The sequence below is a fragment of the Streptomyces sp. NPDC001549 genome (assembly GCF_042894025.1).
Lineage (GTDB): Bacteria > Actinomycetota > Actinomycetes > Streptomycetales > Streptomycetaceae > Streptomyces > Streptomyces kutzneri.
In genome coordinates this window covers 307413-332905 of record NZ_JBIAVJ010000001.1, presented here as the reverse complement: position 1 = coordinate 332905, position 25493 = coordinate 307413, and the positions used below count along the sequence as shown (strand labels likewise).

24 protein-coding genes are annotated in these 25493 nt (G+C 72.0%); 19 read left to right on the top strand and 5 right to left on the bottom strand.

Annotation, left to right across the window (positions count from 1 at the left end):
• Nucleotides 1–225: 225 nt before the first annotated feature.
• The 5 genes from ACFY04_RS01585 to ACFY04_RS01565 all read left to right on the top strand — a co-directional run bounded on the left by ACFY04_RS01585 (nt 226) and on the right by ACFY04_RS01565 (nt 6621).
• Nucleotides 226–1254, top strand: coding sequence for an NlpC/P60 family protein (locus tag ACFY04_RS01585; RefSeq protein WP_389113911.1), 1029 nt, complete (start codon nt 226–228; stop codon nt 1252–1254).
• A 245-nt stretch (nt 1255–1499) separates the two neighbouring features.
• Complete coding sequence (locus ACFY04_RS01580) at nt 1500–2555, top strand: NlpC/P60 family protein (protein ID WP_389113691.1); 1056 nt, start codon at nt 1500–1502, stop codon at nt 2553–2555.
• 25 nt (nt 2556–2580) lie between these two features.
• Nucleotides 2581–3696, top strand: coding sequence for a hypothetical protein (locus tag ACFY04_RS01575; RefSeq protein WP_389113690.1), 1116 nt, complete (start codon nt 2581–2583; stop codon nt 3694–3696).
• A 23-nt stretch (nt 3697–3719) separates the two neighbouring features.
• Nucleotides 3720–4862: a glycosyltransferase family 4 protein gene (locus ACFY04_RS01570; protein WP_389113689.1), complete on the top strand. Its 1143-nt coding sequence runs from the start codon at nt 3720–3722 to the stop codon at nt 4860–4862.
• 145 nt (nt 4863–5007) lie between these two features.
• Entirely contained in the window at nt 5008–6621 is a 1614-nt protein-coding gene (locus ACFY04_RS01565) for a GMC oxidoreductase (protein ID WP_389113688.1), read from the top strand.
• A gap of 38 nt (nt 6622–6659) precedes the next feature.
• On the opposite strand, the gene ACFY04_RS01560 is transcribed toward ACFY04_RS01565, so the two are convergent.
• A complete protein-coding gene (locus ACFY04_RS01560; protein WP_389113687.1) occupies nt 6660–8456 on the bottom strand; it encodes an AMP-dependent synthetase/ligase in 1797 nt (598 codons plus the stop codon).
• Nucleotides 8457–8712: 256 nt separating this feature from the next.
• Here ACFY04_RS01560 and ACFY04_RS01555 point away from each other — a divergent pair, with 256 nt between their 5' ends.
• From ACFY04_RS01555 to ACFY04_RS01530, 6 genes are all read left to right on the top strand, one after another.
• Nucleotides 8713–9552, top strand: a complete 840-nt coding sequence (locus ACFY04_RS01555; RefSeq protein WP_389113910.1) for a metallophosphoesterase — start codon at nt 8713–8715, stop codon at nt 9550–9552.
• 164 nt (nt 9553–9716) lie between these two features.
• Nucleotides 9717–10157, top strand: a complete 441-nt coding sequence (locus tag ACFY04_RS01550; protein WP_189963587.1) for an SRPBCC family protein — start codon at nt 9717–9719, stop codon at nt 10155–10157.
• A gap of 38 nt (nt 10158–10195) precedes the next feature.
• A complete protein-coding gene (locus ACFY04_RS01545; RefSeq protein ID WP_389113686.1) occupies nt 10196–11353 on the top strand; it encodes an ArsA family ATPase in 1158 nt (385 codons plus the stop codon).
• A gap of 78 nt (nt 11354–11431) precedes the next feature.
• Nucleotides 11432–11896: a DUF5304 domain-containing protein gene (locus ACFY04_RS01540; RefSeq protein ID WP_389113685.1), complete on the top strand. Its 465-nt coding sequence runs from the start codon at nt 11432–11434 to the stop codon at nt 11894–11896.
• 61 nt (nt 11897–11957) lie between these two features.
• The gene (locus ACFY04_RS01535) at nt 11958–12899 is read left to right on the top strand and encodes an ROK family glucokinase (RefSeq protein ID WP_030773585.1); all 942 of its coding nucleotides are present in this window, start codon (nt 11958–11960) and stop codon (nt 12897–12899) included.
• Between the two features lie 81 nt (nt 12900–12980).
• A complete protein-coding gene (locus tag ACFY04_RS01530) occupies nt 12981–13730 on the top strand; it encodes an endonuclease/exonuclease/phosphatase family protein (RefSeq protein WP_389113684.1) in 750 nt (249 codons plus the stop codon).
• A 153-nt stretch (nt 13731–13883) separates the two neighbouring features.
• Here the strand turns inward: ACFY04_RS01530 and ACFY04_RS01525 are convergent, their stop codons facing one another.
• Together ACFY04_RS01525 and ACFY04_RS01520 are read right to left on the bottom strand one after the other, a co-directional pair.
• Nucleotides 13884–14477 (bottom strand): hypothetical protein, encoded by a 594-nt coding sequence (locus tag ACFY04_RS01525; RefSeq protein WP_389113683.1) that lies wholly within the window; start codon nt 14475–14477, stop codon nt 13884–13886.
• Nucleotides 14470–15249 (bottom strand): alpha/beta hydrolase, encoded by a 780-nt coding sequence (locus ACFY04_RS01520; protein WP_389113682.1) that lies wholly within the window; start codon nt 15247–15249, stop codon nt 14470–14472. The genes ACFY04_RS01525 and ACFY04_RS01520 overlap by 8 nt, the downstream gene beginning before the upstream one ends.
• A 170-nt stretch (nt 15250–15419) precedes the next feature.
• On the opposite strand from ACFY04_RS01520, the gene ACFY04_RS01515 reads away from it, so the two are divergent.
• The 6 genes from ACFY04_RS01515 to ACFY04_RS01490 all read left to right on the top strand — a co-directional run bounded on the left by ACFY04_RS01515 (nt 15420) and on the right by ACFY04_RS01490 (nt 20763).
• The gene (locus tag ACFY04_RS01515) at nt 15420–16160 is read left to right on the top strand and encodes a lysophospholipid acyltransferase family protein (RefSeq protein WP_389113909.1); all 741 of its coding nucleotides are present in this window, start codon (nt 15420–15422) and stop codon (nt 16158–16160) included.
• 38 nt (nt 16161–16198) lie between these two features.
• The gene (gene macS / locus ACFY04_RS01510) at nt 16199–17416 is read left to right on the top strand and encodes a MacS family sensor histidine kinase (RefSeq protein ID WP_389113681.1); all 1218 of its coding nucleotides are present in this window, start codon (nt 16199–16201) and stop codon (nt 17414–17416) included.
• On the top strand, nt 17413–18120 hold the full coding sequence (locus ACFY04_RS01505) for a response regulator transcription factor (protein ID WP_030010354.1): 708 nt from the start codon (nt 17413–17415) through the stop codon (nt 18118–18120). Before macS ends, ACFY04_RS01505 begins: the two co-directional genes overlap by 4 nt.
• Nucleotides 18121–18286: 166 nt before the next feature.
• Nucleotides 18287–19315, top strand: coding sequence for a 6-phosphofructokinase (locus ACFY04_RS01500; protein ID WP_314254758.1), 1029 nt, complete (start codon nt 18287–18289; stop codon nt 19313–19315).
• A gap of 66 nt (nt 19316–19381) precedes the next feature.
• Complete coding sequence (locus ACFY04_RS01495; protein ID WP_389113680.1) at nt 19382–20377, top strand: 2-hydroxyacid dehydrogenase; 996 nt, start codon at nt 19382–19384, stop codon at nt 20375–20377.
• Nucleotides 20378–20469: 92 nt separating this feature from the next.
• Nucleotides 20470–20763, top strand: coding sequence for a hypothetical protein (locus ACFY04_RS01490; RefSeq protein ID WP_389113679.1), 294 nt, complete (start codon nt 20470–20472; stop codon nt 20761–20763).
• A gap of 39 nt (nt 20764–20802) precedes the next feature.
• Here ACFY04_RS01490 and ACFY04_RS01485 read toward each other — a convergent pair whose 3' ends face one another.
• The gene (locus ACFY04_RS01485; RefSeq protein ID WP_389113678.1) at nt 20803–22719 is read right to left on the bottom strand and encodes an anthranilate synthase family protein; all 1917 of its coding nucleotides are present in this window, start codon (nt 22717–22719) and stop codon (nt 20803–20805) included.
• A 340-nt stretch (nt 22720–23059) separates the two neighbouring features.
• Here ACFY04_RS01485 and ACFY04_RS01480 point away from each other — a divergent pair, with 340 nt between their 5' ends.
• Both ACFY04_RS01480 and ACFY04_RS01475 read left to right on the top strand, forming a co-directional pair.
• A complete protein-coding gene (locus ACFY04_RS01480) occupies nt 23060–24415 on the top strand; it encodes a class II 3-deoxy-7-phosphoheptulonate synthase (RefSeq protein ID WP_373038796.1) in 1356 nt (451 codons plus the stop codon).
• Nucleotides 24416–24588: 173 nt separating this feature from the next.
• Nucleotides 24589–24855: a bacterioferritin-associated ferredoxin gene (locus ACFY04_RS01475; RefSeq protein ID WP_389113677.1), complete on the top strand. Its 267-nt coding sequence runs from the start codon at nt 24589–24591 to the stop codon at nt 24853–24855.
• A 6-nt stretch (nt 24856–24861) separates the two neighbouring features.
• Here ACFY04_RS01475 and bfr read toward each other — a convergent pair whose 3' ends face one another.
• On the bottom strand, nt 24862–25338 hold the full coding sequence (bfr, locus tag ACFY04_RS01470; protein ID WP_314248774.1) for a bacterioferritin: 477 nt from the start codon (nt 25336–25338) through the stop codon (nt 24862–24864).
• Nucleotides 25339–25493 lie beyond the last annotated feature (155 nt).

Sequence of the window (25493 nt, the reverse complement as noted above, 5' to 3'; positions counted from 1 at the left end):
GACTCGCGGGGGACGCACCGTCAAGTGACTTGCACAGAGCGTGCACTGTAGGTAAAGAACGTGGTCGGAGGGCGAGTTTTTTCCCGGCAGGATTTGAACTGATCACAGATGGGTCACTAGGGTCTGCTCAAACCTTCGTGCGGTAGATCACTCATTCGGGGTGGCGGCGAAGGTGCTGCCGAGTTGCGTTCTTCGGTGGCTCCCAGGAAGAAGGAGCTCGCCTTCGTGGCGTCCCACCGTCGACCCAAGCAGCCGAACCGCGCTCGTGTGACCGTGCTCACCTCGGTCGCGGCCGCAGCCGTCGCCCTCACCGCGCAGAGCGCCTCCGCCGCGCCGGCGAAGCCGAGCAAGGACGAGGTCAAGAGCCAGGTCGACGCGCTCTACGAAGAGGCGGAGCAGGCCACCGAGAAGTTCAACGGGGCCAAGGAGCGCCAGGACAAGCTGGAGAAGGAGATAGGCCAGCTGCAGGACCAGGTCGCGCGCGGCCAGGGCGAGCTCAACGACCTTCGCAGCACGCTCGGTTCGATGGCCAGCGCCCAGTACCGCAGCGGCGGCATCGACCCGTCCCTCGCGCTCCTCCTCTCCGAGGACCCCGACAGCTACCTCGACAAGGCCTCCTCCCTGGAGCACCTGAGCGCCAAGCAGGTCGAGGGAGTCCAGCGGATCCAGGACAAGCAGCGCACCCTCGCGCAGCAACGCCAGGAGGCCGCCGGCAAGCTCGCCGACCTCGACGCCACCCGCAAGGAGCTCGGCGAGAAGAAGAAGGTCTCCACCGAGAAGCTCGCCGCGGCCCAGGCCCTCCTCAACACCCTGACCGCGCAGGAGCGCGCGGCGATCAAGGACGAGGACACGCGCGCCAGCCGCGCCGACAGCCAGCGCGTCGACCTCGGCAACGTCAAGGCCTCCGGCCGCGCCGGAGCCGCCCTCGAAGCCGCCAAGACGAAGCTGGGCTTCACCTACCAGTCCGGCGGCACCGGTCCCACGGTCTACGACTGCTCCGGGCTGACGCAGTGGGCCTACAAGCAGGCCGGCGTCACCATCAGCCGCACCACCTTCACCCAGGTGAACGACGGCACCCGCATCAGCCGCAGCCAGCTCCAGCCCGGTGACCTGGTCTTCTTCTACGACGACCTGCACCACGTCGGCCTCTACGCCGGCAACAACATGACGCTGCACGCCTCGAACCCGCGCAGCGGCATCAAGTACGAGTCCATGGACAACATGCCGTTCCAGTTCGGCGTCCGGGTCGGCTGATCCGCTCCGCCCCGCGGTCCGGGGCGCGCCGTACACCGCCCATCCGGGCGAATTCGAGGGCTTCCCTCTGACCTCACGCCCCGCCGGTGACCTGCGTCTCCTGCGGGGCGTCGGCATGTGCGCCCGCCGACGGCCGTTGGCCGGTGCGTGGCCGCGCCGCTACTGTCTGCCAGCGCGGAACCCGGCACACGGCCGTCCACGGGGGGCGGACCCGGGCCCCGCACAGCGGAAGGGAGCGGTTTCACGTGGCGTCCCATCGCCGGGCCGGGCTCGGCAGCCTCGACCGGAACACGACGGTCACCGTCCTCACCGCCGCCGCGGCCACCGCCGCGGTCGCCATGACGGGCGTACCCGCGAACGCGGCCCCCGGCCTCCCGTACGAACCCGGCGGCGGGGCGAGAACCGGCATCAGCGCCCAGGTCGACCGCCTCTTCGAAGAGGCCGAGCAGGCCACCGAGCGCTTCAACGAGGCCGGCGAGAAGGCCGACCGGCTCCGCATCGAGGTCAACCGGGCCCAGGACGCGGTGGCCCGCGGCCAGGAGCGCATCAACACCATGCGGGGCGTCCTCGGCACCTTCGCCGGGGCCCAGTACCGCGGCGGCGGCATCGCCCCCGCCGTCGGGCTGATGCTGGCGGAGAACCCCGACGCCTACCTGGAGCGGGCCGCCGCGCTCGACCGGCTGGCCGGCCGCCAGGCCCGGCAGCTCGACGAACTCCGCGAGGAGCAGCGCGAACTCGGCCAGGAGCGCCAGGAGGCCTCCCGCAAACTCGCCGAACTCGACGCCCTGCGCTCCGACGTGGCCCGGCACAAGCGCTCCGTCACCGCGAAGCTCGCGGCCGCCCGGCGCCTGCTCAACGCCATGCCCTCCGGGGAGCGGGCCGACTACGAACGCGCATCGCGCTCCGGAGGCCGCCCCGAGGGACTGCCCGAGCTGTCCTCCCTCGGCCCCTCCTCCGGACGCGCCGCGACCGCCGTGATGGCGGCCCGGGCAGCGGTCGGCCGGCCGTACGTGTGGGGCTCCACCGGCCCCTCCGGCTTCGACTGCTCCGGGCTGATGGTCTGGTCGTACCGGCAGGCCGGGGTCTCGCTGCCGCGCACCTCCCAGGCCCAGCGGCACGCCGGCCGGCAGGTGCCGCTCTCGCAGGCCCGCCCCGGCGACCTGGTGACGTACCGCTCGGACGCCAGCCACGTCGGCATGTACGTCGGCAACGGCCAGGTGGTGCACGCCCCGTACCCCGGGGCCCGGGTCCGCTACGACCCCGTCGGGATGATGCCCGTCTCCTCGGTGACCCGCCCCTGACCGCACCCGTGCGTACGATCGTCGGATGTCCCCCGTCCGCCGGTCCCTCGTACGCGTGCTGCCGCTCCTGCTGAGCGCGCTGCTCGCCGGGTGCGGCGCGCCGGCCCCGCGGGACGGCGCCGAGCGGGACATCCGGGAGGCCGTCGCCGACTGGTCGCGGACGCCGCCCGCGCAGCTCGCCGGGATCCCGCTGGAGGGATGGGCGTACGAGGTCTCCGCGGTCCGGCGGGAGGGCGCCGGGGCCACCGCCCGGGCGGAGCTGCGCTACCGGCTGAGCGGCTACGACGCGGCCGCGGCCGGGTCTGCGCGCGAGGTGCGCCTGACCCGGGACGGCGGGCGGTGGCACGTCACCGGGGACCGGGCCGCGCCGGGTGCGCTGCCGCAGCTGTGGGACCAGGGCCCGGTGGCGGTGGTCCGCGGGGCGCACGCGCTGGTGCTGGGCGTCGGACAGGACGCCGGGACGCTGTCCGCGATCGCGGCGGAGGCCGACCGGGCGGTGCCCGCGGCGAGCGCCGCCTGGCCGGGCCCCTGGGCGGGCCGGGCCGTGGTGCTGGTTCCCGGATCCCTGGAGCGGATGGCGGAGCTGCTGGGCCGCCCGGCCGCCGAGTACCGGGGCATGGGGGCCGTCACGACGGGCCGGGTGGGCGCGGCCCCCGCCCCCGGCGACCGGGTCGTCGTGAACCCGCAGGGGTGGGCGGAGCTCAGCCCGGCGGGCCGCGGGGTCATCCTGACCCACGAGGTCACCCATGTGGCCACCCGGGCGGCGACCACCGCCACCACACCGCTGTGGCTCTCCGAGGGCTTCGCGGACTGGGCCGCCTACCGCGGCACCCCGGCCACCCCGGCGCAGGCCGCCCCGGCGCTGGCCAGGGCCGTACGGCGGGGCGAGGTGCCGGGCGGGCTGCCCCGGTCGGAGGACTTCGCCTTCGGCGGCGACCCGGAGGCACTGGCCCGGGCGTACGAGGGCGCCTGGCTGGCCTGCCGGCTGATCGCGGGGAGATGGGGCGAGGCGGCGCTCGTGGACCTGTACGGGAGGGCGGGGCGCGGGCCGTGGCCGGTGGCGGTGCGCGAGGCCCTCGGAGTGGACCCTGACGCATTGACGAAGGACTGGCAGGAGGCCCTGCGGGCGGAGTTCCGCTGAGGGCGTCCGGTACGTTGGCAGCGATGCACAAGACGCTGATCGTGACCAACGACTTCCCGCCGCGACCGGGCGGCATCCAGGCCTTCCTGCACAACATGGCACTACGGCTGGATCCCGACCGGATCGTCGTCTACGCCTCCACCTGGAAGCACAGCGCGGAGGGCCGCGAGGCCACCGAGGCCTTCGACGCGGAGCAGCCGTTCCAGGTCGTCCGCGACCGTACGACGATGCTGCTGCCGACCCCGCGCGTGACGCGGCGGGCGGTGGGCCTGCTGCGCGAACACGGCTGCGAGTCCGTGTGGTTCGGGGCGGCGGCCCCGCTCGGGCTGATGGGCCCCGCGCTGCGGCGGGCGGGGGCGCGGCGGATCGTGGCGACCACCCACGGGCACGAGGCGGGCTGGGCCCAGCTGCCGGCGGCGCGGCAGTTGCTGCGCCGGATCGGCGAGGGCACCGACACGCTGACCTACCTGGGGGAGTACACGCGCTCGCGGATCGCCTCGGCGGTGACGGACCGGGCGGCGGCCCGGATGGTGCAGCTCCCGCCGGGGGTGGACGAGAAGACCTTCCACCCGGGCTCGGGCGGGGCGGAGGTCCGGGCCCGGCTCGGGCTGACGGACCGGCCGGTGGTCGTCTGCGTCTCGCGGCTGGTGCCGCGCAAGGGGCAGGACACGCTGATCGAGGCGATGCCGCGGATCCTGGCGGTGGTCCCGGACGCGGTACTGCTGATCGTGGGCGGGGGGCCCTACGAGGCGGACCTGCGGGAGCTGGCCGTCTCCACCGGGGTCTCGGACTCCGTCGTCTTCACCGGAGCCGTCCCGTGGTCGGAGCTCGCGGCCCACTACGGCGCGGGTGACGTCTTCGCCATGCCGTGCCGGACCCGCCGGGGCGGGCTGGACGTGGAGGGGCTCGGCATCGTCTACCTGGAGGCCTCGGCCACGGGCCTGCCGGTGATCGCGGGCGACTCGGGCGGGGCGCCGGACGCGGTGCTGGACGGTGAGACGGGCTGGGTCGTGCGGGGCGGATCCCCGGAGGAGGCGGCGGACCGGATCGTCACCCTGCTGAAGGATCCGGAACTGCGGGTGCGGATGGGCGCCGCCGGCCGAGCGTGGGTCGAGGACCGCTGGCGCTGGGACCTCCTGGCGGAACGCCTGCGCGAGCTGCTGTAGCTCTGCGGCCGCGCCACCGCTGCCGGGGCGGAGTCCCGACAGCGGAGCCGCCGGCGACGGACTGCCCAGCCACATCTGACTGTTCCTCAGATGTCTGTCAATACCGCGTCTGGGCGGACGGCCGGATTCCGCCCATGATGCGGCCATGACATCCAACCTGACGCGCCGTCAACTACTGGGACTCGGCGCCCTCTCGACCGCCGCCGCGCTCGGCTTCACCCGGATCGGGGCGGCCTCCGCCGCGGCCGTGGAGCCCGCCGCCGCCCGGTACGCCCCCGCCATCGTCGTCGGCTCCGGCTACGGATCCGCCGTCGCCGCCCTGCGGCTCGGCCAGGCGGGCGTGCGTACCGTCGTGCTGGAGATGGGTCGGCTCTGGGACACCCCCGGGGCCGACGGCAAGGTCTTCCCCTCCACCTCCGCGCCCGACCAGCGCTCCATGTGGTTCCGCAACCGCACCGAGGCCCCGCTCGCCCAGTTCCTCTGGCTCGACGTGGTCAACCGCGACATCAGCCCCTACCCTGGCGTTCTCGACCGCGTGAACTACGGCGACATGTCCGTGTACGTCGGCCGCGGGGTCGGCGGCGGATCGCTCGTCAACGGCGGCATGGCCCCGACACCCCGGCGCTCGTACTTCTCCGAGGTGCTGCCCCAGGTCGACGCCGACGAGATGTACGGCACCTACTACGCCCGCGCCCGCGCCATGCTCGGGGTGAACGACATCGACCCGGCCTGGTTTGAATCCACTGAGTGGTACCGCTTCGCCCGGATCTCCCGCAAGCACGCCCAGAACACCGGCCTGAAGACCGTCTTCGTCCCCAACGTCTACGACTTCGCGTACATGAAGCGCGAGGCCGCCGGCACCGCCCCCCGCTCGGCCCTGGCCGGCGAGGTCATCTACGGCAACAACCACGGCAAGAAGAGCGTCGACAAGACCTACCTCGCCGCCGCCATCGGCACCGGCAACGTCACCATCGAGACCATGCAGCGCGTGGTCGGCGTACGGCCCGACCCGGCCGGGGGATACGTCCTGACCGTACGGACCAGCGACGTCACCGGACGGGTCACCCAGGTCCGCGAACTCGGCTGCAAACAGCTCTTCCTCGGCGCCGGGAGCCTGGGGACCACCGAGATCCTGCTGCGGGCCCGCGAGACCGGGACGCTGCCCGCGCTCAGCGACAAGGTCGGACTCGGCTGGGGCCCCAACGGCAACGTCATGACCGCCCGCGCCAACCACCTGTGGGACACGGTCGGCTGCAACCAGGCCACCATGCCCGCGATGGGCATCGACGACTGGGACAACGCCTCGAACCCGGTCTTCGCCGAGATCGCCCCGCTCCCCATGGGCATCGAGCACTGGATCTCGATGTACCTGGCCATCACCAAGAACCGGGAGCGCGGGCACTTCACCTACGACGCCGCCACCGACTCGGCCCGGCTCAACTGGCGGCGGGACCAGAACACGCCCTCGGTCAACGCGGCGAAGAACCTCTTCGACCGCATCAACTGGCGGAACTTCACGATGTACCGGTACGACCTCTTCGGCGACAACAGGGCCTTCGCCGACAACTTCACCTACCACCCGCTCGGCGGCTGCGTCCTCGGGGACGCGACCGACGTGTACGGGCGGGCCAAGGGCTACCAGGGGCTGTACGTGGTCGACAGCTCCCTGATCCCCGGATCGCTCGGCGTGAACCCGTTCGTGACCATCACCGCCCTCGCGGAACGGAACATGGCCCGGATCCTCGCCGACCCCCGCTAACAGCGGCCTCCGGCCGCGGGCCCCGCTAGAGCGGCGGACTAGCCGCGGTAGAGCGCCTCGATCTCGTCCGCGAAGTCCTTGGCCACCACATTGCGCTTCAGCTTCAGCGACGGCGTGATGTGACCCGACTCCTCCGTGAACTGGGAGGGAAGAATGCGGAATTTCCGCACCGATTCCGCCTTGGAAACCGCCGCGTTGCCGTCATCCACGGCCTTCTGGACGGCGGCGATCAGCTCCGCGTCCTCGCGCAGCTCCGCCGCCGTCACACCGGCCGGCTTGCCGTTCTCCGCGGCCCACCGGACGAGGAACTCCTCGTCGATGGTGACCAGCGCCGCCACGAAGGGCCGCGCGTCGCCCACCACCATGCACTCCGCGACCAGCGCGTGCGCACGGATCCGGTCCTCGATGACGGCCGGCGCGACGTTCTTGCCGCCCGCCGTGACGATGAGTTCCTTCTTGCGGCCGGTGATCGCGAGGTAGCCGTCCTCGTCGAGGGTGCCGACGTCGCCGGTGTGGAACCAGCCGTCGGTCAGCGCCTCGGCGGTCGCCGTCTCGTTCTTCCAGTACTCCTTGAAGATGTGCTCGCCGTGCAGCAGCACCTCGCCGTCGTCCGCGATGCGCACCACGGAACCGGGCAGCGGCTGGCCGACCGTACCGATCTTCGTCTTGTCCCACGGGTTGAAGGCCGTGGCCGCACAGGACTCGGTGAGGCCGTAGCCCTCCAGCACCGTGAAGCCGATGCCGCGGAAGAAGTGGCCGAGCCGCTCGCCCAGCGGGGCACCGCCGGAGATCGCGTACTCGCCGCGCCCGCCGAGGACCGTGTGCAGCTTGCTGTAGACCAGCTTGGAGAACAGCTTGTGCTTCAGGCGCAGCCCGAAGGACGGGCCGCCCGGAAGGTCCAGCGCGCGGCTGTAGGCGATCGCCGTGTCCGCCGCGGCGTCGAAGATCTTGCCCTTGCCGTCGGCCTGGGCCTTGGCGCGGGCCGAGTTGTAGACCTTCTCGAAGACGCGCGGGACACCGAGGATCAGCGTGGGCCGGAAGGACTGGAGCTCGTCCGTCAGGTTCTTGATGTCCGGTACGCAGCCCAGGCGGATCGGCGCCAGCACGGCCGCCACCTCCACCAGGCGCCCGAAGACGTGCGCGGCCGGGAGGAAGAGCAGGACCGAGCAGTCGCCGGTGCGGAAGAGCGGGCTGAGGCGCTCCACCACGTTGCCGCACTCGGCGAAGAAGTTGCGGTGGGTCAGCACACAGCCCTTGGGGCGGCCGGTGGTACCCGAGGTGTAGACGATCGTGGCCGCGTCGTCGGCGTTGGCGAGGCTGCTGCGCTCCTCGACCTCGGCGTCGGAGATCTCCGCGCCGGCGGTCTTCAGCGCCTCCAGCGCGCCCTGCTCGATCTCCCAGACCTCGCGCAGCTCCGGCAGCCGGTCGCGCAGCGAGGCCACGGCCGCGCTGTGCGCCGGGCTCTCCGTGATGACCGCGACGGCGCCGGAGTCACCGAGGATCCACTGGACCTGCTCGGGAGAGCTGGTCTCGTACACGGGGACGGTGACGCCGCCCGCGCTCCAGATCGCGAAGTCGAACAGCACCCACTCGTAGCGGGTGCGGGAAATGAGGGCGACCCGGTCGCCGGGCCGGATGCCGGTCGCGATGAGGCCCTTGGCCGCGGCCCGGACCTCGGCGAGGAACTCGGTCGCGGTCACGTCCTGCCACCGGCCGTCGACCTTGCGGCTCATGACGGCGGTGTCTGGATGCTGAGCGGCGTTGCGGCGGATGAGATCCGTCAGGTTCCCGTCCGACGGGACCTCGTACAGGGCCGGAAGGCTGAACTCGCGCAAGACTGCTGCTCCTCTGGGCGCCATCGCCACCATGTGGACCGACCGGACGTTACCCACCGGTAGTGGGTTCCCGATAGGGGGAACCGGCCAGATGTTCCGTGCGTCACATTCTGCACTTACCCTGCCCCGCCGCTCACGTGCCGACAGTAGTCGACCCCACCCAGGACTCGGAAGTAACCGCAGGTCCGGCCGCCTCTCTCACCCCCTCTACCCGCCGCCACCAGGCAGCTCTAGGGTTGGCCGCATGGCTGGCAGCATGCGGGGACAGCAGTTCGGTACGAGCGGATCAGGCCGTGGATCAGGCCGTGGATCAGGCCGTGGGGCGGGGCGCACCCGGGTCCACGTCGTGAGCGACGTGCACGGCAACACCGAGGCCCTCGCCCGTGCGGGCGAGGGCGCAGACGCCCTCATCTGCCTCGGTGACCTCGTGCTCTTCCTCGACTACGCCGACCACTCGCGCGGGATCTTCCCCGACCTGTTCGGCGTCGAGAACGCCGACCGGATCGTCGAGCTGCGCACCGCGCGCCGCTTCGAGGAGGCCCACGCCTTCGGGCGGCAGCTCTGGGCCGGCCTGGACCGCGACACGCTCATCGAGGGCGCCGTACGCCGCCAGTACGCACAGATGTTCGCCGCCTTCCCCACCCCCACGTACGCCACCTACGGAAACGTCGACGTCCCGGGCCTGTGGCCCGAGTACGCCGACCGGCACGGCCTCACCGTGCTCGACGGCCAGCGCGTGGAGATCGGCGGCCGCGTCTTCGGCTTCGTCGGCGGCGGACTGCCCTCCCCGATGCGCACCCCCTACGAGGTGGACCCGGAGGAGTACGCCGCCAAGGTCGAGGCCCTCGGCGAGGTGGACGTCCTCTGCTCGCACATCCCGCCGGAAGTGCCCGAGCTCTGCTACGACACCGTTGCCCGCCGCTTCGAACGGGGCAGTGAGGCCCTGCTCGCCGCGATCCGCCGCACCCGCCCCCGCTACGCCCTCTTCGGACACGTCCACCAGCCCCTGGCCCGGCGGATGCGCATCGGGAACACCGAGTGCGTGAACGTGGGCCACTTCGCGGCCACCGGCCGGCCCTGGGTTCTGGAATGGTAGAGATCGAGCCGCTTCACGGCGGGCTCCCGCAGGGTGCGGGAGGCGCTGGAGTGGCGACGTCCACACGCGCGGTAGCCTTCACGCGGCGGCCCCCGGGCCGCACACATCCTCGAACTCCCCCAGCTGCCGCTGGGAGGTACCCCCAGCCCGGAGGAGCGACCGCGATGGCGGAACACACCAGCTCAAGCATCACGATCGAGGCTGCGCCCACCGACGTGATGGCCGTGATCGCCGACTTCGCCCGTTACCCCGAGTGGACCGGCGAGGTGAAGGAGGCCGAGGTGCTGGCCACCGACGCCGAAGGGCGCGCCGAGAAGGTCCGCCTGCTGCTCGACGCGGGCGCGATCAAGGACGACCACACCCTCGCCTACACCTGGAAGGGCACCGACGAGGTCAGCTGGACCCTGGACAAGTCCCAGATGCTGCGCCAGCTGGACGGCTCCTACCGGCTGACGCCGGTCGACGGCGGCAAGCGCACCGAGGTCACCTACCAGCTGACCGTCGACGTCAAGATCCCCATGCTCGGCATGATCAAGCGCAAGGCCGAGAAGGTCATCATCGACCGGGCGCTCGCGGGCCTGAAGAAGCGCGTCGAAACCGTCTGATCCCGCTTCCCGCTTCCCGCACACCGGAGCACCCGCACATGCACACCTTGCTGATCACCGGCCCCGGCGGGGCCGGGCGGACCACCGTGGCGGCGGCCACCGCCCTCGCCGCGGCCCGCCACGGGCGGCGGGTGCTGCTGCTCTCCGGCGACATCGGCGACCCGCTCACCGCCCTGGTCGGCGACCCGGCCGCACCCGGGCTGCGGGTGGCCCGGGTGGACTCCGGCGAGGAGTTCCGCGAAGAGCTCGTCTCCCTCCAGCAGCGCGGATCCGCCCTGCTCGGCATGGTCGGGGCCCGGCCGCTGGGCGCCGAGGAGATCACCGAACTGCCCGGCGCCGAGCAGTTCGCCCTGCTCCGCGCCCTGCGGCGGGCCGCCGCCGCGCCCGGCACCGACCTCGTCGTCGTCGACATGCCGCCGCTCCACCAGACCGTGGCCACCCTCGCCCTCCCCGCCCAGCTGCGCCGCTACCTCGCCCGGCTGCTGCCCGCCGAGCGGCAGGCCGCCCGCGCCCTGCGCCCCGTACTGGCCCAGCTGGCCGGCGTACCCATGCCCGCGCAGTGGCTCTACGAGACCGCCGCCCGCTGGGACGAGGAGCTGGCCGCCGTACAGGCCGTCGTAGAGGCCGACACCACCGAGCTGCGGCTGGTCGCAGAACCCGGCCCGGCCGCCGCCGACGCGCTGCGCCTCGGCCGGCTCGGACTCGCCCTCCAGCAGCTGCCCGTCTCCGCCGTCGTCGCCAACCGCACCGTGCCGGCGGAATCCGCCGACCCGTGGCTCGCCGGGCTCGCCGCCCAGCAGCAGAAGTACGCCGCCGAGTGGGCCGGGGAGCTCCCGGTGGTCGCCCTCGCCCACCTCGGCCGCGACCCGCGCGGCCCGCAGGACCTGGAGCGGCTCGCCGACGCCGACGGGCTCGTACCCGAGGCGCCCGCACCCCGCCGGGGCTGGGCCGTCGAGGACCGGCTCGCCGAGGACGGGGTGCTCGTCTGGGTGGTACCGCTGCCCGGCGCCCACAAGAGCGACCTCGACCTCGTCCGCCGCGGCGACGAACTGCTGCTCACCGCCGGCCCCCACCGCAGGATCGTTCCGCTCCCCGCGGCGCTGCGCCGCTGCACCGTCTCCGGCGCCGCCCTCGCCGACGGGGAGCTCCGCATCCGATTCACCCCCGACCCGGGACTGTGGCCCCGCACGCAATGAACCGCTTACCCCCGTTCGGGTACCGTCGAAGGTAGTCCGTACCGCACGTCCAGCAGCCGCCGCAGGAGAGAGTCCGCCATGAGCGAGGCCACCGACCGCCCCACCGACGACGACGCCTGGGCCAGGGCCTGTGCCGAGGACCTCGCCGCCGAGAAGGAGCGCCTGCGCGGACAGGAGGAGGCCGCGGCCGGCGGCACCGGCACCGCCGCCGAGGAGCTGTTCAAGCTCTTCGAAGCCGTCGCCGACAAGGTCTCCGGGCTGAACAACCCGCTGTTCGGCGTGGCCGCGCAGGGTGCGGTGCGCCAGATCGTCGACCAGGCCAAGACCGCCGCCAAGCCCGTCATCGAGCGCAACCCGGACGTCTTCGACCACCTCGCGGCCGCCGGCTCCGAACTGCTCGCCGCCTACCGTTCGGCCGTCGAGGGCCACGAGCGCCGCTGGACGCGGGGCGAACCCCCGGCCCCCCGGCAGGCCTCCCACGACCGCGACCCCCGGGACGGCGGCCCCGACGACGGCCCCTCCGAGCGGATCGATCTCGACTGATCCCCCGGAAGCCTCGGGTACCGTTGGCCGTGGCGGGGTTTGACCGGAAACCGAGGGACTAATGGGACTCACCATCGGCGTCGACATCGGCGGCACGAAGATCGCGGCCGGCGTGGTCGACGAAGAGGGCACGATCCTTGAGACGTACAAGGTGCCCACCCCGCCGACCGCGGACGGAGTGACGGAGGCCATCTGCGCCGCCGTCTCCGAGGTCAGCAGCAACCACACCATCGAGGCCGTCGGCATCGGCGCCGCCGGATACGTGGACGACAAGCGCGCGACCGTACTCTTCGCGCCCAACATCAACTGGCGGCACGAGCCGCTGAAGGACAAGGTCGAGCAGCGCATCGGCCTGCCCGTCGTCGTCGAGAACGACGCGAACTGCGCGGCCTGGGGCGAGTACCGCTTCGGCGCCGGCCAGGGCCACGACGACGTCATCTGCATCACGCTCGGCACCGGCCTGGGCGGCGGCATCATCATCGGCAACAAGCTGCGGCGCGGACGCTTCGGCGTCGCCGCCGAGTTCGGGCACATCCGGGTCGTCCCCGACGGCCTCCTGTGCGGCTGTGGCAGCCAGGGCTGCTGGGAGCAGTACGCCTCCGGGCGCGCCCTCGTCCGGTACGCGAAGCAGCGCGCCAACGCCACCCCCGAGAACGCGGCGATCCTGCTCGCGCTCGGCGACGGCACCGCCGAGGGCATCGAGGGCAAGCACATCAGCGAGGCCGCCCGGCAGGGCGACCTGGTGGCCATCGACGCCTTCCGCGAACTGGCCCGCTGGGCCGGCGCGGGACTGGCCGACCTGGCCTCGCTCTTCGACCCGTCCGCCTTCATCGTCGGCGGCGGCGTCTCGGACGAGGGCGACCTCGTCCTCGACCCGATCCGCAAGTCCTTCAAGCGCTGGCTGGTCGGCGGCGCCTGGCGCCCGCACGCGCAGGTCCTCGCCGCGCAGCTGGGCGGCAAGGCCGGGCTCGTCGGCGCGGCCGACCTGGCCCGCCAGGGCTGAGCCTTTTCCGCCCGTATTTCCCTGCGTACCGCCCGCCGCGCCCCTTGGGGGAGCGGCGGGCGGCTGCGTATCTTGCGGGGCATGGACCAGCTGCCGAAGTCCCGTACGGAGCCCGACGGTTCTGCCGTGATCCGGGTGCTCAGCTACAACATCCGCTCCCTGCGCGACGACGAGGAGGCGCTGGCCCGGGTCATCCGGGCGTGCGAGCCCGACCTCGTCCTCGCGCAGGAGGCCCCCCGGTTCTTCCGGTGGCGCAAACACGCGGCGCGGCTGGCCGCCAAGTGCGACCTGGTGGTGCTGGGCGGGGGCGCGACGGCGGCCGGGCCGCTGCTGCTGTGCTCGCTGCGGGTCTTCGTGGAGCGGACGGAGGACGTCCTGCTGCCGCGCACCCCCGGCCTGCACCGCAGGGGCTTCGCCACGGCGGTGATCCGGGTCGGGGGCGTGCGCGTGGGCCTGGCCTCCCTGCACCTCTCGCTGCAGGCGGCGGAGCGCCGGGCCCACGCGGAGCTGCTGCTGGACCGGCTGGCCGCCATGGACGTGCCGTACGCGATCGCCGCGGGCGACCTGAACGAGGGCCCGGACGGGCCGGCGTACGGGCGGCTGGCCACCGAGCTCCAGGACTGCCGGGCAGTGGCCCCGTGGGGCGGCGGACCGACCTTCCCGGCGTCGGCGCCGGACCGCCGGATCGACGCCGTGTTCGCCACGAAGGGGGTGGAGGTGCTGGCCTGCGGTGTCCCGGAGGGGCTGCCGGGGGTCTCGACCACGGACCTGCGGTCGGCGACGGACCACCTGCCGGTGCTGGCGGCCCTCCGTCTGGCGGCTGCGCCGTAGCTCGACGGGTCCGGTCCGGGTCCGGGTGCGGCGCCGTTGCCGGGGACGCTGCCGCCGGACCCCCGCGCCTCAAACGCCGGCGGGGCTCTGCTTCAGCCCCGCCGGCGTTTGAGGCGCGGGGTCTGGGGCGGAGCCCCGGGAAAGCCTCGGGGGTCAGACGACCGCGCCGCGGCCCGGGTCGTCGTCGTCATCCTCGTCGTGCTGCATGCGTGCGACCAGCGTGGCGAAGCCGCCCAGGAAGCCGCCGATGCCCAGCGTCGTCAGCCACCAGGTCATCTCCCACTGCAGGAGCACCGCGAGCAGCAGCAGTACCGGGCCGCCGACGACCGCCAGCCACGCGAACTTCGACGTCGTGTCCGCCGGCGGGAGCTCCGGCTCCGGGGGGACGAAGTGGCCCTCGTCCGCCGGAGTCAGGTCGTCGTCCTCCGGCTCCGCTGGCGAGTGGTCCCGGGGACCCGACATGCCCACGCCCGGGGCGAAGACCACGGAGCTGCCCAGCGCCGCCGGAGGCCCCGGTTCCGCGTCCGGCTTCGCGTCCGGCTTCGGATCGGCCTTCGGATCCGGTCCGGACTCCGCGGGCAGCGGCTTGACGTCCTCCTCCGGCAGGAGGAGGTTCTCGATCGGTCTGAACGGCCGGGCCCCCGGCGGGTCCGGCGGCTCCTGCCCGTACCCGGCGACGATCGCCGCCCACGCCGCTTCCTCGTCCAGCGGCGGAACCCCGCCCGACTGCTCCTCGTGCTCAGCCACCGGCCTCCGCCCCCTCCCTGCCCACGCTCTCCGCCAGTCGGCCGATGAACGCATAGCTGTCCGCGAAGATCCGCTCCGCGTCATGGTCCAACGTCGCGACGTGGTAGCTCTGTTCCAGCAGGGTCTCGGTGACATCCGTCGAGGAGACCCGGGCCAGCACCCGCGCGGAGTCGACGGGCGGTACGACATGGTCCTGCGGGCTGTGCAGCAGCAGCATCGGCTGCGTCACCTGCGGCAGCTCGGCGTCCACGAGCTGCAGGAACTTCTTCAGCGAGTGCGCGGCCCGGGTCGGGACCCGGTCGTAACCGACCTCTTCCGAGCCCGGCTTCGCGATGTCGCTGGCGATGCCCGGCGTCGACCGGATGAGGTGCTTGGTCACCGGCAGGGTCACGGCCAGCGGGTCGTGCACCTTGTTGGCCGGGTTGACGAGCACGATGCCGCTGATGGCGTCCCCGTGCTTGGCCGCCAGCCGCAGGGTCAGCGCCCCGCCCATCGACAGCCCGCAGACGAACACCTGCTCGCACCGGTCCAGCAGTTCCCGCAGGGCGCGGTCGACCTCGGCGTACCAGTCCTGCCAGCCCGTGAGCTGCATGTCCTGCCAGCGCGTCCCGTGTCCGGGCAGCAGCGGAAGCGACACCGTGAGGCCCCGCCCGGCGAGATACTCGGCCCAGGGGCGCAGGGACTGCGGGGAACCGGTGAAGCCGTGGCAGAGGAGGACGCCGACCTCTCCGCCCTCGTGGCGGAACGGCTCGGCTCCAGGGAGGACGGGCACCAGGGTCTCCTTGATCATGATGTACGTCGGGTGGGTGCGTTGCTCTGTGTGACTTCACCGTACGCGACCGGGGTGGCACCGGCCAGGGTCGTCGGGTCCCTGCCGGTGTAGGCACGGGATATGGTCTGTTCGACAGACACAGGAAGGCTTTCGAGTTGATCTACGGCGCAATGAAGTTCTCCATCGGCGGTTCACTGAAACTCGCTTTCAGGCCGTGGGTGGAGGGCCTCGAGAACATTCCCGCGGAGGGGCCGGCGATCCTCGCGAGCAACCACCTGTCCTTCTCCGACTCCTTCTTCCTGCCGGCGGTGCTGGACCGGAAGGTCACCTTCATCGCGAAGGCGGAGTACTTCACCTCCCCGGGGGTCAAGGGCAAGCTGACGGCCGCCTTCTTCAAGGGCGTCGGCCAGCTCCCGGTGGACCGCTCGGGCGCCCGCGGGGCCGGTGAGGCCGCGATCCAGAGCGGCATCCAGGTCATCGAGCGCGGAGAGCTGTTCGGTATCTACCCCGAGGGCACGCGTTCACCCGACGGACGCCTCTACCGCGGCAAGCCCGGCGGCCTGGCCCGCGTGGCCCTGGCCACCGGTGCGCCCGTGATCCCCGTGGCGATGATCGACACGGAGAAGATCCAGCCGCCCGGCAAGGTGGTCCCCAAGCTGATGCGTCCGGGGATCCGGATCGGCAAGCCGCTGGACTTCAGCCGCTACCACGGCATGGACAACGACCGCTTCATCCTCCGCTCGGTGACCGACGAGGTCATGTACGAGATCATGAAGCTCTCCGGTCAGGAGTACGTCGACATCTACGCGACGGCGGCCAAGCGCCAGATCGCCGACGCCGAGAAGGCGGAGAAGGCCGAGAAGGCTGCCAAGACGGACAAGGCCGAGAAGGCCGACGGCACGTCGCAGTAGCTGCGCGCGGGCGATACCGCCCGCGAGGGGTGGGGGAGATGGCGAAACGCGAACGCGTCGTACGCATGTCGGTCGAGCAGCCGCTCTGGCGTGCCCTGACCGGGTACCGACTGCTGACCATGGTCTACGCGGCGCTGCTGTTCGCGGCCGCGTACAAGGAGTTCCCGCGCCCGGGGGTCGCGGTCGGCTACCTCGCGTTCCTCGCCGTCTGGACCCTCGCCACCTCCCGCAAGGTGGCGAACGCCGCGAGCTGCACCAAGGGCTTCCTCGTCGCCGACCTCACCGTCGCGATCGTGGGCATCGTGCTGACCCCGGTCGCCGACACCCAGGCGCGGATCCACGCGGGCGGCTCCACCCTCCCCACCATCTGGACGGCGGGCGCGGTCCTCGGCTTCGCCATCAAGGGCGGCTGGCGCTGGGCCTGTTTCGCCTCCACCTTCGTGGCCGCCGCCAACCTCGCCATCCACACCGGCCAGCCCACCCGGGACACCCTGCACAACGTCCTGCTCGTCTGGGTCGCCTCCGTGGCCATCGGCTACGTGGTCGAGGTCGCCCGGGCCAGTGAGAACACCCTCGCCCGCGCCCTGGAGATCGAGGCCGCCACCCGCGAGCGCGAGCGCCTGGCCCGCGACATCCACGACGGGGTCCTCCAGGTCCTCGCCATGGTCCAGCGGCGCGGCAGCGAGCTCGGCGGCGAGGCCGAGGAGCTCGGTCGGATGGCGGGGGAGCAGGAGGTGGCGCTGCGCACGCTGGTCTCCAGCGGGCTGGTGCGGCCCTCCCGGGTCTCCAGCGACGAGTCGCGCGGCGCGCTGGTGGACACCTACGAGGTGGACGAGCCGGGCGCCGACGACGGCGAGCTGGACCTGCGCACGCTCCTCGCCCCGCACGCCGGATCCCGCGTGAGCTTCGCCGAGCCGGGCACCCCGGTGCCGCTGCCGGTGCCCGCCGCGAAGGAGCTGGCCGCGGCGGTCGGCGCCGCCCTGGACAACGTGCGCAAGCACGCCGGGGACGGCGCGCGGGCCTGGATCCTCGTCGAGGACTGGGGCGACGAGGTGATCGTGACCGTTCGCGACGACGGCCCCGGTATCCCGGCGGGCCGGCTCGACCAGGCGGCGGGCGAGGGCCGGATGGGAGTGGCCCTGTCCATCCGCGGCCGGCTGCGTGATCTCGGCGGCAGCGCCGATCTGGTGTCCGTCCCCGGGCAGGGCACCGAAGTGGAACTGAAGGTACCCAGGGGGAGGACGGACAAGAGATGAGCGAGCGCACCGACGTGAACGACCCGAACAGGCCGAACGAGCTGCACGAGATCCGGGTGATGGTCGTCGACGACCACCCGATGTGGCGCGACGCGGTCGCCCGCGACCTGGCCGCGGCCGGCTTCGACGTCGTCGCCACCGCCGGCGACGGCCCCGAGGCGGTCCGCCGGGCCCACGCCGTCACGCCCGACGTGCTGGTCCTCGACCTCAACCTGCCCGGCATGCCGGGCGTGCAGGTCTGCAAGGAACTGGTCGGCGCCAACCCGGCCCTGCGGGTCCTGGTCCTGTCGGCCAGCGGCGAGCACGCGGACGTCCTGGAGGCGGTGAAGTCCGGTGCGACCGGCTACCTGCTGAAGTCCGCCGGCGCCCAGGAGCTGATCGACGCCGTCCGCCGCACCGCGGCCGGCGACCCGGTCTTCACCCCGGGCCTGGCCGGGCTGGTGCTCGGCGAGTACCGGCGCCTGGCCACCGATCCGCTGCCGGCCACCTCCGACGAGCCGAAGGCCCCGCAACTGACCGACCGCGAGACCGAGGTACTGCGGCTCGTGGCCAAGGGGCTGTCGTACAAGCAGATCGCCGAGCGTCTGGTCATTTCCCACCGCACCGTGCAGAACCACGTCCAGAACACCCTGGGCAAGCTGCAGTTGCACAACCGGGTGGAGCTCGTCCGGTACGCCATAGAACGCGGCCTCGACGACGCGTAGTACCCGCCCGGGGGACGTCCGCACCGCCCGTCGATCGTACTTACGTCCTCGTACGAGTGAACGGGCGTACGCAACGCCTCACGATTCCACCGGAATTGACCTCTCCAGGCCCCTTGCTGTGACCTGAGTCACCACTAGCGTGACCGTCATGGCGATTGGAGATTCCATGAAGGTCGGAGTGCTGACCGGCGGCGGCGACTGCCCCGGGCTCAACGCGGTGATCAGGGCGGTCGTCCGCAAGGGCGAGCAGGAGTACGGCTGCGGGTTCGTCGGGTTCAAGGACGGCTGGCGGGGCGCAATCGAGGGACGGACGGTCCCCCTCGACATCCCCGCCGTCCGCGGCATCCTGCCCCGCGGCGGCACCATCCTCGGCTCCTCGCGCACCAATCCGTTCAAGACGGAGAACGGCGTGCGCGACATCAAGGACAACCTCGCGAAGTACGAGGTGGACGCGCTCATCGCGATCGGCGGCGAGGACACCCTCGGGGTCGCGGCCCGGCTGTACGAGGAGTACGGCATCCCCTGCGTCGGCGTGCCCAAGACCATCGACAACGACCTGTCCGCCACCGACTACACCTTCGGCTTCGACACCGCCGTCGGCATCGCGACCGAGGCCATCGACCGGCTGCACACCACGGCCGAGTCCCACATGCGGGTCCTGGTCGTCGAGGTCATGGGCCGGCACGCCGGCTGGATCGCCCTGCACTCGGGGCTCGCGGGCGGCGCCAACGTCATCCTCATCCCGGAGCAGCGCTTCGACATGGACGAGGTCTGCGCCTGGGTGACCTCCCGGTTCCGGGCGAGCTACGCGCCGATCGTGGTGGTCGCGGAGGGTGCGATGCCCAAGGACGGGGAGATGGTGCTGAAGGACGGCACCCTGGACTCCTTCGGCCATGTCCGGCTGTCGGGCGTGGGCGAGTGGCTGGCCAAGGAGATCGAGGCGCGGACCGGCAAGGAGGCCCGTACGACGGTGCTCGGGCACATCCAGCGGGGCGGCACGCCGAGCGCCTTCGACCGGTGGCTCGCGACCCGGTTCGGGCTGCACGCGATCGAGGCGGTGCGCGACAGGGACTTCGGGAAGATGGTCGCGCTCAAGGGGACGGACATCGTCCGGGTACCGATCGCGGAGGCGACGTCGAAGCTGAAGACGGTGGATCCCGCGCTGTACAAGGAGGCCGGGGTCTTCTTCGGCTGAGCGGCGACCCGCCACCATGGGCCGTATGGTGACAAACGGCCCATGGTTCGAGGTGCGGGAGCAAGCGTGGAGATCCTGGCATTCGGTGTGACCGCCGACGAGAAGCCGCTCCTGGAGCAGGCCTTCGCGGGGCAGCACGAGATCCGCTGCCTGGACGTCTTCCTCGACGAGGACACCGCGCCGATCGCCGCCGGGTACGAGATCGTCTCCTCCAGCGTGAACGCCGACCTGAACGGCCGGGTGCTGCGGGTCCTGGCGGCCGGCGGGACGAAGCTGATCGCCCAGCGGTCCACCGGCTTCAACAACATCGACCTGGACGAGGCCCGGCGTCTCGGCATGACGATCAGCCGGGTCTCGTACTACTCGCCCTACTCGGTCGCCGAGTTCGCCTGGGCCCTCGCACTGGCCGTCAACCGGCGGATCGTCCGGGCCTCGATCCGGACCCGGGACTTCGACTTCCGGCTGAACGGGCTGATGGGCCGGGACTTCCACGGCCGCACGGCCGGCGTGCTCGGCACCGGCAAGATCGGCGAGGCGTTCACCCGGATCGCGCACGGCTTCGGCATGCGCCTGCTGGGCTGGGACGTGGTGCAGAACCCGGCCTGCCTGGAGCTCGGCATGACGTACGTGGACAAGGACGAGCTGCTCGCCTCCTCGGACCTGATCAGCCTGCACGTGCCGCTGCTGGAGTCCACCCGGCGCATCCTCGACGCGGCGGCGCTGCGCCGGATGCGGGACGACGCGATCCTGGTGAACTCCAGCCGCGGCGGGCTGATCGACACCGACGCACTGGTCGACGAGCTCCGGGCGGGCCGCTTCACGGGCGTCGGCCTGGACGTGTACGAGGCGGAGGCGGGCCTCTTCTTCCTGGACAAGTCCCTGGAGGCCGTCGAGGACGACACCCTGGCCCGGCTCGTCACCTTCCCGAACGTCGTGGTGACCTCCCACCAGGCGTACTACACGACGGACGCGGTGGGCCAGATCATCGACACCACCGTCGCCAACGTGGCGGACTACCTGGCGGGCCGCCGCTCCGAGAACACCCTGGTCCCGCCCGCCTAAGCGGTGTCCGCAGGGCCCCGGACCCGGGAGTTCACCCGGACTTCGGCATCCGGCCATACCGGCGGGCCGGGACGGGGCTTAGATTCGGCCACGTGGACGTCCCTACCGTGTTCCGCTGGATCATGCCGGCCCTCGCCGCCGTCCAGCTCGTTTACGCCCTCCGGGCCCTGCGGCCCGCCCTCCGCGCCGAGCCGGGCCGGCGGGTGGACCCCTGGCTCACCTTCGCCGATCACGCGGTGGGCGCCGCGGTGTCGGTGGCGCTGGCGACCGGCAACCTCACCGCCCTCCTGTGCGGGCTGGCCGTGCTGGGACCGATCCTGACCTGGCAGCTGGTGCGCCACCTCCGGGCCGGCGGGTCCCCGGGCATCGAGAGCCGGACGGGCTGACCGCCCAGGGGGCGTCCGGCCCGTCCGGCGTGCGGCCCCTCAGGCCGGGGACACCGCCCGGATCCCGGCCAGCAGCTCGCGCAGCAGGTCCGCGCCGCGCAGGGTGAGGACCGACTCCGGATGGAACTGCACCCCCGCGAACCCGGCCGCGGAGCGAAGGGCGTGAACCTCGCCCGTCGCCGGATCACGGGCCACCTCCACCCCGTCGGCGGCGAGCCGTGCGGCCAGGGCGTCGTCGCAGTGCGCGGTGTACGTGTTGTAGAAGCCGACCACCTCCTCGGCCCCGAACAGATCGATCCGGGTCTGCGCCCCCTGAGCCGGTTCCGCCTTGCGGATCAGCGGGAGGCCCAGCTCGGCCGCCAGCAGCTCGTGGCCCAGGCAGACCCCGACCAGGCCGTGGCGGTGCCCGGCCAGCAGGTCGGCCGCCAGCGCGCGCAGCATCCGCATCCTGGGGTCGGCGGCCTCGGCCGGATTGCCCGGGCCGGGGCCCAGCACGATCGGGCCCTCCCAGGCCAGGGCCGCCGCCCGCAGCCCCGGATCGTCGTAGCGGCGTACGGTCACCTCCAGCCCGGCCACCCTCAGACCCCCCACTCTCAAGATGTGCGCCAGCATCGCCGTGAAGGTGTCCTCGCCGTCCACCACCAGCACGTGTCCGGCCGGGGCCGGGGGCCGCTCCTGCATCCGGAGCCAGAACGGCGCCAGGTCCTCGCGGCGCGCCGCGAGGGCCGCACACACCCGCGGGTCGTCCGCCAGCCGGGGCCCCTCGAAGGCCGGGCGCGGCGCGGCCGGCCGCACCCCGAGCGCCGCCAGCACCCCCGCCGCCTTCGCATGGGTCTCCGCCACCTCGCCCGCCGGATCCGAGTGCCGCACCAGCGTGGCGCCCACCGGCACCCGCAGCGTGCCGTCCGCCGCGATGTCGGCGGTGCGGATCAGGATGGGGGAGTCGAGGGTCTGCGCCCCCGCGGGGTCCTGGCCCAGCAGGGCGAGCGCGCCCGCGTAGTAGCCGCGCCCGCCCGCCTCGTACCGCTCGATGACGCGGCAGGCGTTCTGCACGGGGGATCCGGTGACCGTCGCCGCGAACATGGTTTCGCGCAGCACCTCCCGCACGTCCAGCGAGGACCGGCCGCGCAGCTCGTACTCGGTGTGCGCGAGGTGGGACATCTCCTTCAGCCGCGGTCCGACGACGACCCCGCCCATGTCGCCGACCGTGCACATCATCTTCAGCTCCTCGTCGACCACCATCGACAGTTCCTCGGTCTCCTTGCGGTCGCCGAGGAAGGCGAGGAGGGAGGCGGCCGTCGGCCCCCCGGCCGGATAGCGGTACGTGCCGCTGATCGGGTTCATCACGACCGTCCCTCCGGACATCCGCACGTGCACCTCCGGGCTGGCCCCGACGAGGGTCCGCTCCCCGGTGTGGACGACGTACGTCCAGTACGCGCCCCGCTCGCCCTCCAGCAGCCGCCGGAACAGCGCGAGCGCGTCGGCCCGGCCGAATCCGCCGATGCGGCCCTCGTAGGTGCGCCGGATGACGAAGTTCGCGCCCTCGCCGCGGCCGATCTCGTCCTCGATGACCCGCCGGACGGTGGCCGCGTACTCCTCGTCGGGGACGTCGAAGCCGCCGCCGTCGACCCGCACCCGGTGCCGCGGCAGCGCGGCCAGCGCCTCGGCGAGCGGGATCTCGTACGCCTCCTCGGCGACCAGCACGCTCAGCGGCGTGCCGTCGTCGCGTACGTCGAAGCCGCGCTCCCGGATCTGCCGGAAGGGGACGAGAGCGAGGGCGGGCAGCTCGCCGACGGGCAGGTCGGCGAGGTGTTCGACCTCGCCCACCTGCCCGATCAGCACCTCGACGGTGTCGTGGTCGCGGCCGGGGGTCCGCCGGCGCAGCAGGGCGAACGGCGGGCAGGCGGGGTCGAGCAGTCGGCTCAGCCGGTCGGGTCGGCCGGGGTTCAGGTTCATGGGGCGGAGCGTCCTTCCGGTGGGAGGAGCGGCCCCTGGGATCCGACAGCGTGGTCGAAAACGCGGAAGGCCGCCCCTCGGGGCGGCCTTCGAGTCGTGCGTGTCTTCAGGTACGCGCGAGAAGTGGGCCGCCGGGAGCGGGCCACCACCAGTTCTGGTTCGTGTGCGCGTACATGGTGGGCACCTTAGCCCAGACCGCCCCCGCGGGGCAGGATCTGTCTCATGGCGCGAGCTGAACCATGGATTCCGTTCTGCCGGGCGTCCGCGACCTTTGAGCTGGTTCGTCTCACGTTGTGGGCGGGGGGCTGAACGCGGCCTGTGACGCCGTAATGTGTACGAGGTGACCGTGAACGCTGAAACCCAAGCCCCCGCCGCCAAGGCGACCTGGCGAGACCTTCCCGCGGCGCAGCAGCCTTCGTACCCCGATGCCGAGGCTCTGCGCGCTGTCGTCGCGGACCTCGAGTCGTATCCTCCCCTCGTTTTTGCGGGTGAGTGCGACCAGCTGCGTGCCCGTCTGGGAGCCGTCGCCAAGGGCGAGGCGTTCCTGCTCCAGGGCGGCGACTGTGCCGAGGCCTTCGACGGCGTCTCCGCCGACCATATCCGCGCCAAGCTGAAGACGCTGCTCCAGATGAGCGCCGTCCTGACGTACGCGGCCTCCGTGCCCGTCGTCAAGGTCGGCCGCATCGCGGGCCAGTACTCCAAGCCGCGCTCCAAGGACACCGAGACCCGCGACGGCGTCACCCTGCCGACCTACCGCGGCGACTCCGTCAACGGCTTCGCCTTCACCGAAGAGGCCCGGATCCCGGACCCCGAGCGGCTGAAGCGCATGTACAACGCGTCCGCCTCGACGCTCAACCTGGTGCGCGCCTTCACCACCGGTGGCTACGCCGACCTGCGCCAGGTGCACGCCTGGAACCAGGACTTCGTGAAGTCCAGCCCGTCCGGACAGCGGTACGAGCAGCTGGCGCGGGAGATCGACAACGCGCTGAACTTCATGAAGGCGTGCGGCACCGACCCGGCCGAGTTCAAGGCCGTCGAGTTCTACGCCTCCCACGAGGCGCTGCTGCTCGACTACGAGGGCGCGCTGACCCGCACCGACTCGCGTACCGGCAAGCTGTACGACACCTCCGGCCACATGGTCTGGATCGGTGAGCGCACCCGCCAGCTGGACCACGCGCACATCGAGTTCTGCTCGCAGATCGCCAACCCGATCGGCATCAAGCTCGGCCCCACCACCACGGTGGACGAGGCGCTGACGTACATCGACCGCCTGGACCCCGAGCGCGAGCCGGGCCGGCTGACCTTCGTCGTCCGCATGGGCGCCGACAAGGTCCGCGAGAAGCTCCCCGAGCTGGTCGAGAAGGTCACCGCCTCCGGCGCGACCGTCGCCTGGGTCACCGACCCGATGCACGGCAACACCTTCGAGGCGGCCTCCGGCCACAAGACGCGCCGTTTCGACGACGTGCTCGACGAGGTCAAGGGCTTCTTCGAGGTCCACAAGGCCCTCGGCACCCACCCGGGCGGCATCCACGTCGAGCTCACCGGTGACGATGTCACCGAGTGCGTGGGCGGCGGCGACGAGATCTTCGTCGACGACCTGCACCAGCGCTACGAGACGGCCTGCGACCCGCGGCTCAACCGCAGCCAGTCCCTGGACCTGGCGTTCCTCGTCGCCGAGATGTACCGCGACCAGTAGGGATCAGTCAGTACCTTCGTACGACAGTGGGGCGCGGATCGATGTGATCCGCGCCCCACTGTCGTATCCAGGGCTTTTAGGCGACCCTAACTTTGGGTACGGTTAGGTAAGCCTCACCGAAATGGGGATGGCTCGTCGAACCGCTGAACCGTTGAACCATTCCGCCCTGGGAGGTGAACCGCGTGTACGTCTGCTCTTGCTTCGGTGTCACCGACAGTCAGGTCAAGGAGCACGCGGCTGCCGGGGCCTGCACCCCGCGCCAGATCGCCTCGGCCACCAAGGCCGGCACCGACTGCGGATCGTGCGTGCGCACCATCCAGGGCATCCTCGGCCGTGGGGCGTGCCCCCGCCGGGAGCTGCTGGAGAAGGGCCAGACGGCGGCCGTGCTCGCTGCGGAGCCGGGTGGGGCCCGTTCGGCGGAGCTGGCGGAAGCGGCCTAGAGCCGGTTAGCTCGGCTGCTCGATCAGCTGCGCGATGTAGAGCGGCTCGCCCAGGGAGTCGATGAGCTCCAGCTGGGTGTCGAGGTAGTCGATGTGGTGCTCCTCGTCCTCCAGGATCTCCTCGAAGAGCCGGGCCGAGGTGATGTCACCCTTGCCGCGCATGACCTCGATACCCCGCTTGAGCCGGTCGATGGCCTCGACCTCGACCTGGCGGTCCGCCTGGAACATCTCCGTGAGCGTCTGCCCGACGCGCACGTGGAAGAGGCGCTGGTAGTTCGGCAGGCCGTCGAGCATCAGGATGCGCTCGGTGATCTTGTCCGCGTGCTTCATCTCGTCGATGGACTCTTCACGCGTGTACTTGGCGAGCTTGGTCCAGCCCTTGTTGTCCTGGATGCGGTAGTGCAGCCAGTACTGGTTGATGGCCGTCAGCTCGCCGGTCAGCTGCTCGTTCAGAAACTCAAGGACCTCGGGGTCGCCCTGCATCGCAGAGGCTCCTTCCAGGCAATGTCAGCTATGTGACGGGGCAGTTGCGCGCATCCTTGCACCGCCGCCGGAGACCGTCCAGTAAGTGCCTCCTTAGTGGGAGTTACCGCGACTTGCCCGAATCGGCCAAGACCTGGTCATGACCACCCTGCCCA

Coding starts and splice junctions, on each gene's coding strand:
- ACFY04_RS01575 (WP_389113690.1), top strand. CDS start 2,581: ATGTCCCCCGTCCGCCGGTCCCTCGTACGCGTGCTGCCGCTCCTGCTG.
- ACFY04_RS01570 (WP_389113689.1), top strand. CDS start 3,720: ATGCACAAGACGCTGATCGTGACCAACGACTTCCCGCCGCGACCGGGC.
- ACFY04_RS01565 (WP_389113688.1), top strand. CDS start 5,008: ATGACATCCAACCTGACGCGCCGTCAACTACTGGGACTCGGCGCCCTC.
- ACFY04_RS01555 (WP_389113910.1), top strand. CDS start 8,713: ATGCGGGGACAGCAGTTCGGTACGAGCGGATCAGGCCGTGGATCAGGC.
- ACFY04_RS01550 (WP_189963587.1), top strand. CDS start 9,717: ATGGCGGAACACACCAGCTCAAGCATCACGATCGAGGCTGCGCCCACC.
- ACFY04_RS01545 (WP_389113686.1), top strand. CDS start 10,196: ATGCACACCTTGCTGATCACCGGCCCCGGCGGGGCCGGGCGGACCACC.
- ACFY04_RS01540 (WP_389113685.1), top strand. CDS start 11,432: ATGAGCGAGGCCACCGACCGCCCCACCGACGACGACGCCTGGGCCAGG.
- ACFY04_RS01535 (WP_030773585.1), top strand. CDS start 11,958: ATGGGACTCACCATCGGCGTCGACATCGGCGGCACGAAGATCGCGGCC.
- ACFY04_RS01530 (WP_389113684.1), top strand. CDS start 12,981: ATGGACCAGCTGCCGAAGTCCCGTACGGAGCCCGACGGTTCTGCCGTG.
- ACFY04_RS01515 (WP_389113909.1), top strand. CDS start 15,420: ATGAAGTTCTCCATCGGCGGTTCACTGAAACTCGCTTTCAGGCCGTGG.
- macS (WP_389113681.1), top strand. CDS start 16,199: ATGGCGAAACGCGAACGCGTCGTACGCATGTCGGTCGAGCAGCCGCTC.
- ACFY04_RS01505 (WP_030010354.1), top strand. CDS start 17,413: ATGAGCGAGCGCACCGACGTGAACGACCCGAACAGGCCGAACGAGCTG.
- ACFY04_RS01500 (WP_314254758.1), top strand. CDS start 18,287: ATGAAGGTCGGAGTGCTGACCGGCGGCGGCGACTGCCCCGGGCTCAAC.
- ACFY04_RS01485 (WP_389113678.1), bottom strand. CDS start 22,719: ATGAACCTGAACCCCGGCCGACCCGACCGGCTGAGCCGACTGCTCGAC.
- bfr (WP_314248774.1), bottom strand. CDS start 25,338: ATGCAGGGCGACCCCGAGGTCCTTGAGTTTCTGAACGAGCAGCTGACC.